The following is a 16,697-nucleotide window of genomic DNA, read 5'->3' as shown; positions in this document are numbered from 1 at the left end:
GAATAAAGATAGCCAGAATCCTTAAGTAAAGGGTTCTGGCTATCTTATTTTTTATCAGGATTTGAAAAGATTGCTTTCGTTTTATCCTTTTAATTGCCTTTGCTGCTCAAAGGATTGCTGCGTTCTTCCCAAAAGATGTTGTTGTCCGGTTCTGCTTTGCCGCTGTCGCTGTAATGGGCATTTTGGCGGATTTGATATAAGTCATTGCCGGAAACGGTGTCTTTAGGTGTTTTTTTGTGTTGTTGATATTTCTTTTTAGTCATTTTATATCACCTCTTTCTATATTGTTTGTTATGGTACCTTATTTTATAAAGGAAAGTATTTGGAATTTTTCGGCTAAAAAAGAACATAAAATGTTTAAGCTTTGTTTATGTCATGTTCATATTTTGTTCAAAATAGTAGAATATACTAATTACAACAAAGAAAATAAAGAAAGCAAAAAGCAATTCAGATATAACAGGAGGAATGAGATATGTATAATCCAAATGAAGATAAAAGGGAAAACGAAAACAACATGGAGCCAATCCATGGACACGTAGAAAATGAACACGAAGAAATAGTGCTCAACGAAAATGAATACAGCGAAAATACATCCAATGCATATGAATCCAAAGATGTGGAACAGAATGCAGCAGAAGATGCAAAAGCAGAAGAAGTAAAAAGTGAACAGTCCCAGCAGACATATCACAGTGAAACATTGCGGGACTACACACCGGAGGATGCACAGCCCATGTGTTTCGAATCTGAAACAACAGAAAAAGCAGAGAAAGCAGAAAACACAGAACATGTTCATCAGGAATTTACAGAAGAAGACACAGCGGAACATTCTGAACATGCGGCTGGTCCCAGAGAAGAACGCAGAAAACAGGAAAAAAATAAAAATTGCTATGCGGAACATGTGAAAAAACATAGCAAGAAAAGAAACAGCGGCTGGGCAAAACTCATTGCGGGCTGTCTGATTATTGGTTTGGCAGGCGGTACCGGTATTGGCGCAGGTTATGGCGTAGTTGAACAGCATTATCAAAATGCAGGCGGCAGTACAGTAACATCATCTGGCACCATGAATGTGGAAAAGACAGCAACAGGAACAGGGATGTCCACCATTGATGTGGTACGTGCGGTAAAACCCTCCGTTGTAAGTATCACCACAAAAATTGAAGGCGTAACGTCTTATTATGGTGCTTTCAGTGTGCCTTATGAAGGCGAAGGCGCCGGCAGTGGTGTTATCTTCTATTCCGATGATGATAAAATTGCCATCGTAACAAATAACCACGTTATTGAAGATGCTACAGAAGTATATGCTACCATCAATGACACAACTAGTGTACAGGCAAAAGTCGTTGGTACAAAGAGCGATTCCGACCTGGCTGTACTGACGATCTCTTGGGATGATCTGAGAGCAGCTGGCATTGATGAAGTAACTGTTGCAACATTCGGCGATTCTGATAAATTGGAAGTCGGTGAAAGCGTTATTGCCATTGGGAATGCAATGGGTCTGGGACTTTCTGCAACAGATGGTATTGTCAGTGTGAAAAATCAGACCATCAGTGTGGATAACAACACATTGAATGTAATTCAGACAAGTGCAGCTATCAACAGTGGTAACAGTGGCGGTGCTCTGGTAAACAGCCGTGGTGAAGTAGTCGGCATCAATACAGCAAAATACAACTCCTCTATGGCAGAAGGTATGGGCTACGCAATTCCAAGCAATGAAGTTATCTCTGTCGCACAGGATCTGCTGGAAGATGGTACCGTAACAACACCTTATATTGGTATCATGGGCACAAGCATTACCTCTGAAAATGCTTCTTTGTATAAACTGCCTGTAGGTGCGCTGATTGTAGAAGTAACAGAAGGTGGTCCTGCGGCACAGGCTGGTATCCAGGCAGGGGATATCATTACAGAATTTAACGGAAAAACTGTCATGGATATGGATTCTTTATCCGAACTGGTGAAAGAAACAGAGATTGGTCAGACCGTTTCCGTTCACATCATTCGTAACGGAGAAAAAGGTATGGATTTACAGCTGACCATCCAAGACAAAAACGCATAAAGCTATCAGGAGCTTTTTATATAGATAAAAGGGCAGATGCAGAAAACATCTGCCCTTTGTGGTTTTATGAAAAACGGCGGAATTTTTATAAAAATAAAAGACAGAAAATGGGTACTGCCCTTTACCCGAGAGACAAAATGTATTATAATAAAACGATGCAGTAGAGTAAAAAACAAAAAAAGGAGGATACCAATGCAAAAAGGCTCCTCGGGAAATAAAACCAGAAAAAAGAAAAAGCGTCCCAATGGACCACCGCAAGGACGAAGCCAAAGGGATAATGTATATGAGTTAAACCGCATCCGGCAAAAGCGGGAAAATGAAAATCGTTATTATGGACGAACACAGCCCCAGCCGGTACCGCGGGTGCATCAAAGACCTGTGCAGCCCAAAAAGGCACAGCATAGAACCGCACAGCCGAAAAAACCATCTAAAGCAACAGTGAAGCGCCGCAGAAATTATGCGGGACGTATTTTGCCACTGTTTGTCTTTGGTGTGATTTCTTTGTACTTAGTGGCACAGCTGATGATGATGGCAGTCAAAAAGCCGGAAACCAATGTGGAAACAGTGACTTACGGCACCATTGACACACCGGTGAGCAGACAGGGCATCATTGTGCGGGATGAATACGTGGTCAAGAGTGACCGTGCAGGAACGCCATTTTATGAATATTCGGAAGGAGATTATGTTTCCAAATCCGCTGTGGTATGTCAGGTAAAAGACACTGCGTCTACAGATGTGCTGGAAGAAAAACTCCAATCCATTGATAAAGATATTCTGGAAACACAGAAAAGCCGCAGTGATTTGTCAGCTTTTTCTGAGGATATTACGCGCATAGAAAATAATATGGCAAATACAGTGGAAATGTTTGGCAGCAGATCCATGAAAACAGATGCTTCCTATTTATATTCTATGCGGACACAGCTTGACAGCTATATGCTCCAGCGAAATGAAATCTGGCTGTCAGAAGATGTGGAAAGTCTTTCTCAGCTCAGCGAAGAACGCAGTTCTTATGAACAGCAGCTTTCTCAGAGTATGAGTTCTGTAACGGCACCGGAAAGCGGCGTTGTGGCGTTCAGCTATGACGGTCTGGAAGAAACACTGACACCGGATGCTTTGGATGAAATTACCGTTGGTCAGCTCAGCGGCAGTGAAAAAATGACTTATATTTCCAAAGTCAATAACGTAGAAGAGGGAGATCCGCTGTTCCGTATTGTCAGAAGCAATCAGTGGTATATCGTATCCAATTTCCCGGCTAACGAAGTGCTGGATTGGGAAGTTGGCAGTACCAAAAAGCTGAATCTGATTGGTGAGGATACAACAACGGCAGTATCTGCAACCATTCGTTCCATTACACCGGGTGAAACGGAAACGAAGGTTGTATTCTCTTGCTTTACATATATGGATGAATTTATGGACAGCCGTACCATTTCTTTCAGTTTGGAAAGTGAAACAGTGGAAGGGCTGAAAATTCCCAATAACGCTATCGTTGAAAAATCTCTGCTGAAAATTCCGTTGGATTGCCTGACAGAAAGCGGAGGCAATCAGGGCGTATTGTTGGTCAATGGAGATAATTCCAAGTTTATTGCAACGACCATCATCAGCAGTGATGATTCTTATGCATATCTGGCGCAGTCTGACCAGACGCTGAAGCTGGGAGATGTGATTTTGCAGGGAACTGGAGAAAATGCTGGACAATATACTGTGGCAGAGGTGGAAACCATGCCGGGTGTATATGTGGCAAACAGCTCCATGGCAAAATTTGTGCCCATCACCATTCTGGAACAGAATCAGGAATATGCTATCGTAAAATCCAACAGCAGTTATGGTCTTCAAGTATATGATACCATCGTATCTGATGCGAAAAATATTACAGAAGGACAATCCATTTATTGATAAAAAGGAGATGCACAAAATGGGAACCATACAGCAAAACATTGCAGAAGTTGAAAAACGGGTGGCTGATGCTGCTGCCCGTGCAGGCAGAAAACCAGAAGATGTTCTTCTGCTGGCTGTCAGCAAGACAAAGCCGGTGGAAGTTATCAAAGAAGCTGTTGCCTGCGGATTGACTTCTCTTGGCGAAAATAAAGTACAGGAGATCATGGAGAAATATGAACCTATGGGTCCAGATGTTCATTGGCATTTAATTGGACATTTGCAGACAAATAAGGTAAAATATATCATTGACAAGGTAGACATGATTCATTCTGTAGAAAGTCTGCGTCTGGCAGAAGAAATCAATAAGCGTGCAGCAGCCAAAGATCTTGTGATGGATGTTCTGGTGGAAGTCAATATGGCTGATGAAGAAAGCAAATTTGGCGTAAAACCGGAAGAAGTAGAGGCGTTTTTGCACGATCTGTCACAGCTTCCCAACATTCGTGTCAGAGGGTTAATGACGGTAGCGCCTTTTGTAGAAAATCCTGAAGAAAATAGGGTATATTTCCGTAAAATGCGAGAATTACTGGTTGACATGAACGGCAAAAAAATTGATAATATAAACATGGATACGCTTTCCATGGGGATGACAGGTGACTATGAAGTAGCCATTGAAGAGGGCGCAACCATTGTCAGAGTGGGTACCGGTATTTTTGGCGAAAGATTCTACCCCAATAAGGCTTAAGCAAGAAAAGAAATCTAGGAGGATAAGAAAGTGGCAAAGTTTATTAATAAAATGAAAGATTTGATGTTTGGTGAATACGAAGACGATGAAGATTACTATGAAGATGATTATGAATATGAAGCTCCTGCCAGAGAGGCAGCTCCTGTAAGCAGCAGCTATGGTCTTCGTGACGTCAGCCGCGAATCCGATTACAGCACCACATCTGCGCCTCGCAAAACAACAAGAAACAATCCGCAGGTTTATAGCATCAACACAAACGTTCAGATGCAGGTAGTGATTATCAAACCGGAATGTTATGAGGATGCACAGGAAATTTGTGATCAGATTAAGACCAAAAAACCTGTTGTGGTAAATCTGGAAAAAGTAGAATACCCTGTTGCACAAAGAATCATGGACTTCTTGAGCGGTACCTGCTATTCTCTGGAAGGTTCTATTCAGCGTGTAGCAAATAATATTTTTGTCATTGCTCCTGAAAATGTAGATATCAGCGGCGATTTCAAGGAAGAACTGAAAACAAAAGGTGTCATTCTTCCCTGGATGAGCAATGGCAGATAAGGAAGGAAGAATCATTTGACGAGTTTACAAGTATTGTTTATACAAGCCATTGATGTTTTTTTCAATGTCATTGAATGGCTGATTTTTATTCGGATTTTATTATCCTGGATTCCCATGTTTGGATATAACAATCCCTTGGGACGCCTCATTTACAATCTGACAGAACCCATTTTGGGACCTTGTCGCAGTATGTTGGAAAAATCTCCATTGGGCGGCGGCATGATGCTGGACTTTTCTCCTATCATTGCACTGATTCTGATGGTGCTGGTAAAACAGTTGTTGATGGGTCTGGTGCTTCTGTTCTGATGGGACGAGGTGACGGATGTGAATAAACAAGCATTATTACAAGGAATGACACAGCCTGAGGAAAGACTTTTGTTTGCGAAAGTGCTGGATCAGGCTGCTTTCAGTTATAAGCGCCATACACCGGCGTTTACGGATTTCCTGGATATGGCAAAAAGTGGAAAGTTTCTGGAAAAACTCCGCTCTCTTTCAGACTTGAATGTGGTTGCCTTTGGCGGCACAGAAGACTGTGAGCGGCGTATGCTGGGTTTTGCACCGGATTATATGGAGTTGGAAGGAAAAGATTTTCCCATTTGTGCCCTGCGTATCACAAAGCATAAAAAATTCGGTCAGACAGACCTGAGCCATCGGGATTATCTGGGCTCTATTTTAGGTCTTGGCATCGACCGGGGAAAGGTCGGGGACATTCTTGTGTCCGAAGAACAGACCCTTTGCTTTGTATCAGAGGAAATCGCCGATTATATTCTGGTGAATCTGGAAAAGGTATCCCGCACCCCAGTGCAGGTGGAAAAAACAGATTTGTCGGAAATTGAGGCAAAAAAAGAAATTGAAGTTCGCAGGCTGACAGTGGCTTCTGTGCGGCTGGATGCCGTGGCAGGAGGTGTGCTCCATCTTTCTAGGGGGAAGGTGCAGGCACTCATCGCTGGGGAAAAAGCCAATGTGAACTGGAATGTGACAACAAATCCTTCTCTTTTGTTAAAGGAAGGGGATATGGTTTCTGTTCGGGGATTTGGGCGGTTCCGCCTGCTTTCCATCGGCGGAAAAAACAAAAAGGACAGAACCGGCATAGAGGTAGGCGTATATATTTAAGGAGGTTTTTTTGTGGTTACACCCAACGATATTGCAACAAAGGATTTCAAAAAAGTAGCTGTTGGCTATTCTCCCGAAGAAGTAGATACCTTTTTGGACGATATTTACGAAGATTACGAAAAACTGTATAACGAAAGCATGCAGTCCAAAACAAAAACAGAAGTGGTTCAGGAAGACACAGACCGCCTGCGCAATCTGGAAAAAACACTGGAACGCACACTGAGCCTGGCAGAAGCTGCTGCGGAAGAAACCAAAGAAGCTGCTAAGGCGGAAGCGGAACAGATCATTGATAAAGCAAAGCTGGAACGTGACGAAATCCTCTCTGCTGCAAGAACAAAGGTGTACGAACTGGAACAGGAGATTGCTGCTCTGCAGAATCGTTATGAACTCATGCGTGCCCGCGTGAAACTGCTGCTGTATGCAGAAATCGAACTGTTGGACAAAAACGAAATCCTGGCAGAAAAAGATGCTGCCAAAGCAGCTGATAAAGAAGCTGCACACAAAGAAGCAACTCATAAATAAGTATGGAATGAAAACGGCTGTAACGAGGTGCCTGCAATGCGGGTGCCTTGCTGCGGCTGCTTTTGTTATGTAGAAATGAAAAAAACGGGAACATTTTTCCCGGAAAGGCAGGAAGATTTGAAATGTGGATCATAGCTATCATTGCAGCGGCGGTATTGGTGGGGATCGACCAGCTGACGAAATATCTGGCTTTGGTGAACCTGAAGCCCATCGGCTCTACCACTGTGGTGGATGGATTTCTGGATCTGACCTTTGTGGAAAACCGAGGGGTAGCCTTTGGTATGTTTTCCGGTAAGAAATGGTTTATTCTGCTGCTGACACTTTGTATTGTGGCTTTTCTGGTTTATTATTTTGTGAAAATGCCCCGTACCAAAGAATATCAGTGGGTACGCTGTGCTATGGTACTGGTTTTGGCTGGTGCCGTAGGCAATATGATTGACCGTGTATTCCGTGGATATGTGGTTGACTTTTTTGAATTTACATTCTTCAGCTGGCCCGTATTTAACGTAGCTGATATTTATGTTGTGGTGGGTGTCATTGTTTTGGCAGCACTCATTTTGTTTGTCATCAAAGAAGAACCCAAGTTAGAAAAGAAAAAGGACGAGAAATGATGGAATATTTTACATTTGCGGCAGAAAAAGAAGACGTTGGCACCAGATTGGATGTGTTTTTGGCGGAAAATATGGAAGACCTTTCCCGCAGTGCTGTACAGAAACTGGTGGAAGGGGGACACATCCAGCTCAATGGCGGCAGCGTGAAATCCAATTATAAATTGCGTGAAAAAGACGTTATTGATGTGGAAGTGCCGGAAGCAAAGGAAATTGAAATATTGCCGGAGGATATTCCCCTGGATATTCTTTATGAAGATGCTGACGTGATTGTGGTCAATAAACCTCAGGGGATGGTTGTTCATCCTGCACCGGGGCATTATACAGGCACATTGGTCAATGCTTTGATGTATCACTGCGGCAGCGAACTTTCCGGCATTAATGGGGAAAAACGCCCCGGCATTGTGCACCGCATCGACAGAGATACTTCCGGGGTATTGATGGTAGCAAAAAACAACGCTGCTCATCAGGCTTTGGCGGCACAGTTGGCAGAGCACAGCATCACAAGAAAATATAACGCCATTGTATTCAATGGTTTTAAAGAAGATGAGGGCACCGTTGACCAGCCCATTGGCAGAAATCCTTTGGACCGCAAAAAGATGGCGGTAACTCAGAAACATAGCCGCCATGCAGTGACCCATTATCGGGTATTGCAGCGGATGGGAAATTTCACCCTCATCGAAGCACAGCTGGAAACAGGCAGAACCCATCAGATTCGTGTACATATGACATATATCGGACATCCCTTGCTGGGGGATCTGGTCTATGGACCTAAGAAACAGCCCTTTGCTTTGCAGGGACAGGTGCTGCATGCAAGGGTGCTGGGATTTGTGCATCCTACAACAGGAGAGTACATGGAATTTGAGGCGCCCCTTCCAGAATATTTTCAGAAATTGATGGAACGTTTGGAGGGCTGACAGGAGGCGAAACAAATGGCATTACATCGGAAAGACTTTTTCGGACTGCGGGATTTAACGGCAGATGATATCCGGTATATCCTCAGTACAGCAGAAACCATGAAATATATTTTGAACCAGAAGAATAAGAAGGTACCCCATTTGCAGGGAAAGTCTGTCATCATTTTGTTCTATGAACAGAGTGCCCGTGCGAAGCTGTCCTATGAACTGGCAGCACAGCATTTGAGCGCCAATGTGGTAGATATGACCAATTCCGCCCATTCCATGGAACGGGAAAGTTTGCAGGATATGGGTCAGCTGGTAGACCAGATGGGTGCAGACTTTATCATTCTGCGTCATCCCATGGCAGGGGCAGCCCGCTTGCTGGCAGAGTGCGTTGAGGCATCTGTTATCAATGCCGGGGATGGTTACAACGAAAATCCCGGACAGTCTTTACTGGATTTACTGACCATCAAAGAACGCAAAGGCAGTTTTGAAGGTCTGAAAGTTGCTATCATTGGGGATTTGCTCCATAGTCGTGTGGCAAAAAGCAATATCTGGGGTTTGACGAAACTTGGTGCGGAAGTCTGTGTATCCGGTCCACCGACGCTTCTTTTGCCTGGTATCGAAAAATTCGGTGTGCAGGTGCATTATGATGTGCGGGAAGCTGTGAACCAAGCAGATGTTATCCTGACAACCCGTATGCGTATGGAAGCCCAGGACAAAACATTCCTGCCTTCTCTGGATGAATATAAGCGGTTTTTCCGTATTGACCATAATTTGCTGCGTTATGCCAAAGAAGATGCCATTGTCATGCATCCCGGTCCCATTCAGCGTGGCATTGAGATTTCTGACGGTGTCATCGACAGCCCTCAGTGCATCATCAATGACCAGATTGCCAACAGCGTAGCGGTGCGTATGGCAATGTTCTATATTCTGTCACAGATGGGAGGCGCTCTGGCATGAAAACCATTCTGAAAAACTGTAAACTCATTACACCGCCTTATTCCGAAGAAAAACTGTATGATATTTTCATCGAAGGCGGACTCATTGCGGATATTGGCGAGAATCTTCATGTAGAAGATGCAAGAGAATTGGATTTGGACGGTCATGTGGTATTGCCCGGTTTTATTGATATGCATTGTAATATCTGTGAGCCCGGGTTTGAAAATATCGAAGATATTTCCACCGTTTCCCGCAGTGCGGCAAGAGGCGGCTTTACATCCATCACCTGTGAACCCAATACAAAGCCAGTGATTGATAATAAAACCGTTGTGGAATATATCATTTCCAAATCCAAAGCACAGGCATCTGTGAATATTTATCCTTATGGCAGTATGTCCATGGGATGCGAAGGAACAGCCATTGCGGAAATCGGTGAAATGTACGAAGCTGGTGTGGTTGCCATTTCTGATGGCGACGAGTTCATTGACAGCGCGGCACTGATGCGGAATGTTATGCGTTACAGCCGCATGTTTGACCTGCCCATTATGACCCATTGCGAAGACCGGAGCCTTTCTGGCAAAGGTGTCATGAATGAAGGCTATACAGCAAGTTGTCTGGGATTATCAGGTATGCCAAGAGAAGCAGAAGAACTTCAGGTAGCAAGAAATATTTTACTGGCAGAGATTACTGGTGCCAGATTGCATATTGCCCATGTGAGCACAGGCGGTTCTGTGCGCATGGTTAGGGACGCGAAAAAACGTGGCTTGCAGGTGACTTGTGAAACATGCCCTCATTATTTTGCGCTGACAGAAGAGGCAGTGGAAGATTACAATACTTTCGCGAAAGTCAATCCGCCTTTGAGAACACAAGAGGATGTGGAAGCTATTCTGGAAGGCATTGCTGACGGCACCATTGATGCCATTGCTTCTGGACACAGTCCCACAAGCCGTACAGACAAAGACAAAGAATTCGGCAATGCGGCATACGGCATTTCTGCGCTGGAAACAGCTTTTCCCATCAGTTTTACAAAACTGGTGGAAACAGGCATCATTTCTCTGGTACGTCTGGTGGAATTGATGTCCAAAAAACCGGCAGAAATTTTGAAACTGGAACAGAAAGGCGAGATTGCCGTTGGCAAAGATGCCGATTTGATTGTTATTGAAACAAAAGGTACCCAGATCATTGAGCCGGAACTTTTTGCGTCAAAAGCAAAATTTTCGCCTTTTGCCGGACAGGAAGTCAAAGGTAAAGTGATTTATACCATCGTTGGCGGAAAAATTGTATCGTAAGGCTTTTGTGAAAGAAAGCCAAAAACGAGGTGTAACATGTATTTAAAAAGATTGGATTTACAGGGTTTTAAATCTTTCCCTGAAAAAGTCAAACTGGAATTTAATCCGGGCATTACGGCAGTGGTAGGCCCTAACGGCAGCGGCAAGAGCAATGTTTCTGACGCTGTTCGTTGGGTGCTTGGGGAACAGCGTGCAAAAAGCCTCCGTGGGGATAAAATGGAGGATGTTATTTTTGCCGGTACCGAAAGCCGAAAACCCCAAGGGTTTGCGGAAGTGACCATTGTCATTGACAATCAGGATGGGCGTATGCCTGTGGAGTTTACAGAAGTGCAGGTAACTCGTCGGGTGTTTCGTTCTGGTGAAAGTGAATACCGCATCAACGGCGCTGCCTGCCGCCTGAAAGACATTCAGGAATTGTTTATGGATACAGGTGTCGGCAGAGAAGGCTATTCCATCGTTGGGCAGGGCAGAATTGATGAGATTCTTAATGCCAAAGGGGAAGAACGCCGACGGATTTTCGAGGAAGCCACAGGGATTGTCAAGTATAAGACCCGTAAAATAGAAGCAACAAATAAACTGGAAAAAGAACAGCAGAACCTGCTCCGTGTGGAAGATATCATTTCGGAGCTGGAGGGACAGCTTGCGCCTTTGGAAGAACAGAGCGAAACGGCAAGACAGTTCCTTTCTCTGCGAGAACAGCTAAAACAGGCGGAAATTGCCATGTTCTGCACAGAAGCGGAACAGATGGAGCAGGAGTTTGACCGCCTGACAGAACAGATGGCGTTGGCTGCGGAACAGCAGGCAGCAGCACAGGAAGAAGGCAATGCTGCGAAAGCGCAGATTGCCGAAAAGAAACAACAGAATGAAGAAAAAAATGCTGCTTTACAGACATTGAACGATACCATTGCTCAGGTAAAGGCAGATATTGAAAAAACAGAAGGTCGTATCCGTCTGGCGGAAGAACAGAGCCAGAACGATGCGGCAAACCTGACCCGTATGGAAAAAGAAGTCGCTGCCAAAGAGAAACAGCAGGCGGAAAAACAGCAGGAAACAGAAGTTTGCCGCAGCCGTATTATAGCCCTGAAAATGACCATGGATCGGGAACAGGAACAGCTGGATACCCTGGAAGCATCTTATGAAAGCTTGAGCAGCACTTTGCAGCAGCATGAAAGCCGCGCGGAAAGCTTCAAGGACGAAATCTTTGAGCAGATTCGTATTGGGACAGAAGCCAAAGGGGAAATTGCCAAGCGAGAAGCCATGATGGAGCAGTTCTCCAGCAGAAAAGAACAGCTGGAAACAGAAATTGCCCATACCCAGAGCCGTTTGGAGCATCAGGAAGTCCATCAGAAAGTGTTGGAGAAAAAAGCGCAGGAACAGCAGGAAACAGCAGATTTTCTGGAACAGGAACTGGATGCACTGGAACAGGACAGCCGCCATGCGTCAGAAACCAAAGCCAAGGCAGAACGTGCGCTGGCGCAGCAGGAAAGAGTGGTTTCTGAGAAAAAATCCCGTTTGCGACTGCTGTCTGAATTGGAGCGAGAGCATGAAGGCTTTTACAACAGCGTCAAAAGCCTCTTGAATCTGCCTGACCAGAAAGAGCGAGGTATCTGCGGTGCTGTGGGGCAGCTTTTGCAGGTGGAAGAAGCCTATGAAACTGCCATTGAAGCGGCATTGGGCGGTGCCATGCAGAATGTTGTCACCAAAACGGAAGAAGATGCGAAAAATGCTATCCAGTATCTGAAACAGCGGCGCTTGGGGCGTGCTACCTTCTTGCCTATCACAGCGGTGAAAGGCAGAGGACTGGAAGGACGTCCTGCCATTTTGGAAGAACGGGGCGTCATTGGCACAGCAGATACGCTGGTGACCTTTGCGGAAGAATACTGTGGGATCATGACGTATCTGCTGGGAAGAATCCTCATTGTGGAAAATCTGGATGAGGCAGTCAGACTGGCAAAGAAATATCGCCATCAGTATAAGATGGTAACGCTGGAAGGGGATATTATGAATCCCGGCGGTGCCATGACTGGTGGTTCTCAGGCAAAGAAAACAACCAATATCTTTGGCAGAACCAGAGAAATCCATACCTTACAGAAAGAGCTGGAAGATGCAGGAAAACAGACAGCATCTCTGGAAGAAGCTTTGCAGCTTGCGGAAGAAGACTTGCAGGAAATCGCGGAGCAGATTATGGAAAAGAAATTGGAACTGCAAAAATTGACCGTGACCATCCAGACAGGCAAGGGCGAAATGGCGAAAATGGAAAGCGAAATCGCCGAAACCAATTCCCGTTTGAAGTTGCTGGAACTGGAAGAAAAACAGCTGGCAGACCAATTGTCACGGGCAGAAGGGGATATCGCAAAGAGCAAAGAAACCCTTGCGCAAAGCGAAGCAGCTATGGCAGAAGCAAATGAATCCTTGTCCGCTTTCCAGGAAAATCTGGCAGAAGAAAAAGAACAGCGAGATCACCTGATGGAAGAAATCACCCAGGTGAAAATTCGTATTTCCAATAGCGGACAGCAGATTTATGCCGCAGAAGAAACGGTATTACGTTTGCAGCAGGAAGCGGAAACACTGCAAAAAGAAACCCGTCAGCTGCATCAGCAAATGGAGCTTTTGAGAGAAAGTGGCGACAAACGGGGAGAAACCCAGGAAGCCCTTCACGCGGAACGAGAAAAACTGGAGCAGCAGGAAGAAACCTTGCGTCAGCAGTTGGAGGAAACCAATGCTCTCATTGCTTCCCTGACAGCAGATACGGCAGAACTGGAAGAAGCTGTGCAGACAGCAGCTGATACAGCCGCCAAGTTGGAAAACGAACTGTTCCGTATCGAAACGAAACAGGAAAAGATTAATGAAGAAAAACAGCGTATCTTTGACCGCATGTGGGAAGAATATGAAATCACCATTGGTGCGGCAAAAGAAGCGTCGAAAGAAGAAAAACGCCCTTATGGGGAATTAAAACGCCTTTCCAAAGAATGGAAAAATGATATGCGTGCCCTTGGCAATGTCAATGTAGGCGCCATCGACCAGTATCGGGAAGTGAAAGAGCGCTTTGACTTTTTGACAAATCAAAGAGCGGATATTCTGGAAGCGGAAGAAAAACTGCGTCAGATTATCGCCGAGCTGACAGAGCTCATGGAAAAACAGTTCCGGGAACAGTTTGCCGTGATTTCCAAGAATTTCAGCGAAGTATTTCAGGAAATGTTCGGCGGCGGGAAAGCCTATTTGAAACTTTCGGATGATGCCAACGCATTGGAATCATCCATTGATATTGTGGCACAGCCGCCCGGCAAAAGCTTGCAGAATATGCAGCTCCTTTCCGGTGGGGAACGTGCGCTGACAGCCATCGCCATTTTGTTTTCCATTTTGAAAATGAAGCCGTCACCATTCTGTATTCTGGACGAAATCGAGGCGGCGCTGGATGATGCCAATGTCAGACGCTATGCCCAGTATTTGACACGGTTTTCCAAGGAAACCCAGTTCATTGTCATTACCCATCGTAAGGGTACCATGGAATATGCCGATGTCATGTACGGTGTCACCATGCAGGAAAAAGGTGTTTCGAAATTGATTTCTGTGGACTTTTCTAAGGCACAGGAAGATGTAGTTTAATTTGAGGTGAAAATATGGGATTTTTTGATTTTTTGAAGAAGAAACCGCAGGAACAGCCTGTGGTGGAGCAGACAGAAGAAAAAGACGTTGTGGAGATTGCTGGTATTGAGGTGAACACCACTCCGGAAAAAGAAGAAGACATTGTGCTGAATGTCAATGAAAATCTGGGAACTACAACCGCCATCAATCAGGCAGTCCATGAAGTCATGGACGAGGAAGAAATTGAGTTCCACGAAAAAGCCGGCGGCACACTATATCAGGAAAATGATGATATTGCCGCAGCGGAAGAAGAACCCGAAGTGGAAATCGAACTGACTACAGAAGAAACCGTTGTGCCGGAAGATGCGGAAGCCTTTACAGAAGAACTGACAGAGCTGGTGGAAGAAGGTCTGGAAGCGGCAGCGGAAAGCGAAAGAGAATTACAGGTGGAAACTGCTGAAGAAAAATTCGTGGAAGAAACGGACGCGGAAGGACAGCAGTTTGTGGAAGAACTGGCTGATTTTGTGGCAGAAGAATTGGAAGCGGAGCAGGAAGCGGAAGAAGCTGAGGAAGAAACAGCGGAAGAAGCGGAAACAGAACCTGTTTCCGAAGAAATTCCTGCGCAGGAACCCGTGAAAGAGAAAAAAGGCTTTTTTGCCCGTCTGAAAGAAGGTCTGGATAAAACCAGAAAGAACATTCTGGGCGGCGTAGATACGGTTTTGGGCAGCTTTACAAAGATTGATGAGGATTTGTTTGAAGAACTGGAAGAAGCTCTCATTATGGCGGATATGGGTGTACAGACTACTATGGATATCGTAGAAAATCTGCGTCAGCGCGTGAAAAAAGAACGTGCTACAGACCCTGCGGTCATCAAAGATATGCTCATTGATGAAATCACTGCCATTTTGCAGGATGGGGTAGAGGAAGAAGAAAATCTGCCTTCTCCTACTGTAATGCTGGTCATCGGTGTCAATGGTGTTGGTAAGACCACAACCATCGGTAAACTTTCCCATAACTTCAAAAACGAAGGTAAGTCTGTATTGCTGGCGGCAGCAGATACATTCCGTGCGGCAGCTATTGACCAGCTGGAAGTTTGGGGACAGCGTGCCGGTATTGAAGTCATCAAACACGAAGAAAACGCAGACCCTGCGGCTGTTGTGTTTGATGCAGTTCATGCGGCAAGAAACCGTAAGACAGACCTGCTCATCTGCGATACAGCAGGACGTCTCCATAACAAAAAGAACCTCATGGAAGAACTGCGGAAAATCTCCCGTGTCATTGAACGGGAATATCCTGCGGCACATAAAGAAACTTATCTGGTGCTGGACGCTACTACCGGACAGAATGCTTTGCAGCAGGCAAAAGTATTTATGGAAGTGGCAGACATCACAGGCATCATTCTGACAAAACTGGATGGTACCGCAAAGGGTGGTATTGTTGTTGCCATTAAGAGTGAACTGAAAATTCCTGTACGCTATATCGGCGTTGGGGAAGGCATCGAAGATTTGCAGAAATTCCACGCAGAAGATTTTGCCAAAGCTTTGTTTGGTGAAGAAGCATAAGAGAGGACAGAAAAATGGAAGAAAAGAAATTACAGAATGAAGAAACAACGGTGGTACGCCATCAGGAACCCAAAAAGAATGAAAAACAGCGTCCTGTCCATACCACACCTTATAGTCAGGAAATCCAGAAGCATATGAACAAATGCTTCCCCGGACGTACAGAACGGGTTTTCTTTGATAAACTGAATGATTATTTGCAGGTAGATATTCATATTCTGGAAGCGCCTACTAAACAGGACTTCCATGTGCTTTATACTGTTGGTATGAGTGCATTGCCTATGCAGCTGCCTGATGAATTTTATCCCGATTATCAGATGCTGGAGAGGGCAGAACTCATCGCCTTGCTGCCTGCGGAATGGCAGCTGCCTGAACCTGCGGAAGGAGAAACATATAACAATACCTTCTGGTGGCCTGTGGACCTGCTGCAATATCTGGCAAGATTCCCCCATGAATACAAAAGCTGGCTGGGTTGGGGACATACGGTACCTAACTCTGACAAATATGTATCTTATGACGAAGCAAGTACAAAACTGTGCGGTGTTATGATTTCCGCGCTGAACGAAGCTATCAGCATGTTCCATGCGAAAGATGGCACCCTCATCAATCTGTATGCGCTGCTGCCACTGTATAAGGAAGAAATCGACTTCAAACAGCAGGAAGGCGGCGAAGCACTGCTCCAGAAAATGGTGGGCATCAATGGCTTTGGTATGATCATTTTCCCTGACAGACCCAATGTGTGTCTGGAAGAAGGGGAAAAAGACGAAACTGAAAAAGAATACTAAGATATCAAAAAAACCTCCTGTGTATACAGGAGGTTTTTTATTATTGGTGAATCCAATAAAAACCCCCGGCTATGCCGGGGGAATCAGTGAGCTTCAGCTTCAAGCAAAAACCTCCTATGCTATAATTATCTTGAGTCCGCCAAGACACAAGAAAGCATAGGAGGTTTTTA

The 16,697-nt window shown here is 45.0% G+C and carries 15 protein-coding genes; 14 read left to right on the top strand and 1 reads right to left on the bottom strand.

Annotation, left to right across the window (positions count from 1 at the left end):
• Positions 1-89: 89 nt before the first annotated feature.
• Positions 90-263: a hypothetical protein gene (locus INF29_RS05640; protein WP_159432899.1), complete on the bottom strand. Its 174-nt coding sequence runs from the start codon at positions 261-263 to the stop codon at positions 90-92.
• 209 nt (positions 264-472) lie between these two features.
• On the opposite strand from INF29_RS05640, the gene INF29_RS05635 reads away from it, so the two are divergent.
• The 14 genes from INF29_RS05635 (at position 473) to INF29_RS05570 (ending at position 16,527) form a co-directional block, all read left to right on the top strand.
• Positions 473-2,053, top strand: a complete 1,581-nt coding sequence (locus tag INF29_RS05635; RefSeq protein WP_193485173.1) for a S1C family serine protease — start codon at positions 473-475, stop codon at positions 2,051-2,053.
• Positions 2,054-2,245: 192 nt separating this feature from the next.
• The gene (locus INF29_RS05630) at positions 2,246-3,946 is read left to right on the top strand and encodes an HlyD family efflux transporter periplasmic adaptor subunit (protein WP_072852810.1); all 1,701 of its coding nucleotides are present in this window, start codon (positions 2,246-2,248) and stop codon (positions 3,944-3,946) included.
• Positions 3,947-3,965: 19 nt separating this feature from the next.
• The gene (locus INF29_RS05625; protein WP_072852808.1) at positions 3,966-4,670 is read left to right on the top strand and encodes a YggS family pyridoxal phosphate-dependent enzyme; all 705 of its coding nucleotides are present in this window, start codon (positions 3,966-3,968) and stop codon (positions 4,668-4,670) included.
• 30 nt (positions 4,671-4,700) lie between these two features.
• Positions 4,701-5,225 carry a cell division protein SepF gene (locus INF29_RS15030; RefSeq protein WP_072852806.1) on the top strand — a complete coding sequence of 175 codons (525 nt, stop codon included), beginning with the start codon at positions 4,701-4,703 and terminating at the stop codon, positions 5,223-5,225.
• Between the two features lie 15 nt (positions 5,226-5,240).
• Positions 5,241-5,531 carry a YggT family protein gene (locus INF29_RS05615; RefSeq protein ID WP_072852805.1) on the top strand — a complete coding sequence of 97 codons (291 nt, stop codon included), beginning with the start codon at positions 5,241-5,243 and terminating at the stop codon, positions 5,529-5,531.
• An 18-nt stretch (positions 5,532-5,549) separates the two neighbouring features.
• Positions 5,550-6,338 carry a YlmH family RNA-binding protein gene (locus tag INF29_RS05610; protein ID WP_191344073.1) on the top strand — a complete coding sequence of 263 codons (789 nt, stop codon included), beginning with the start codon at positions 5,550-5,552 and terminating at the stop codon, positions 6,336-6,338.
• 12 nt (positions 6,339-6,350) lie between these two features.
• Positions 6,351-6,860: a DivIVA domain-containing protein gene (locus INF29_RS05605; RefSeq protein WP_087989461.1), complete on the top strand. Its 510-nt coding sequence runs from the start codon at positions 6,351-6,353 to the stop codon at positions 6,858-6,860.
• 122 nt (positions 6,861-6,982) lie between these two features.
• Positions 6,983-7,471: a signal peptidase II gene (gene lspA / locus INF29_RS05600; protein ID WP_193485171.1), complete on the top strand. Its 489-nt coding sequence runs from the start codon at positions 6,983-6,985 to the stop codon at positions 7,469-7,471.
• Positions 7,471-8,385, top strand: coding sequence for an RluA family pseudouridine synthase (locus INF29_RS05595; RefSeq protein WP_054329738.1), 915 nt, complete (start codon positions 7,471-7,473; stop codon positions 8,383-8,385). The genes lspA and INF29_RS05595 overlap by 1 nt, the downstream gene beginning before the upstream one ends.
• Positions 8,386-8,400: 15 nt before the next feature.
• Complete coding sequence (locus tag INF29_RS05590; protein WP_087989460.1) at positions 8,401-9,330, top strand: aspartate carbamoyltransferase catalytic subunit; 930 nt, start codon at positions 8,401-8,403, stop codon at positions 9,328-9,330.
• Entirely contained in the window at positions 9,327-10,598 is a 1,272-nt protein-coding gene (locus INF29_RS05585; protein ID WP_193485168.1) for a dihydroorotase, read from the top strand. The genes INF29_RS05590 and INF29_RS05585 overlap by 4 nt, the downstream gene beginning before the upstream one ends.
• A gap of 36 nt (positions 10,599-10,634) precedes the next feature.
• On the top strand, positions 10,635-14,204 hold the full coding sequence (smc, locus tag INF29_RS05580) for a chromosome segregation protein SMC (RefSeq protein ID WP_193485166.1): 3,570 nt from the start codon (positions 10,635-10,637) through the stop codon (positions 14,202-14,204).
• 611 nt (positions 14,205-14,815) lie between these two features.
• A complete protein-coding gene (gene ftsY, locus INF29_RS15215; protein ID WP_334292969.1) occupies positions 14,816-15,745 on the top strand; it encodes a signal recognition particle-docking protein FtsY in 930 nt (309 codons plus the stop codon).
• A gap of 14 nt (positions 15,746-15,759) precedes the next feature.
• Positions 15,760-16,527: a suppressor of fused domain protein gene (locus tag INF29_RS05570; RefSeq protein WP_193485161.1), complete on the top strand. Its 768-nt coding sequence runs from the start codon at positions 15,760-15,762 to the stop codon at positions 16,525-16,527.
• Positions 16,528-16,697: the final 170 nt, after the last annotated feature.

Origin of the sequence: Anaerotignum lactatifermentans (assembly GCF_014982935.1) — a bacterium.
GTDB classification, from domain to species: domain Bacteria; phylum Bacillota; class Clostridia; order Lachnospirales; family Anaerotignaceae; genus Anaerotignum; species Anaerotignum lactatifermentans.
The sequence above is the reverse complement of the archived record's forward strand: the minus strand, read 5'-3'. Positions and strand labels throughout refer to the sequence as shown.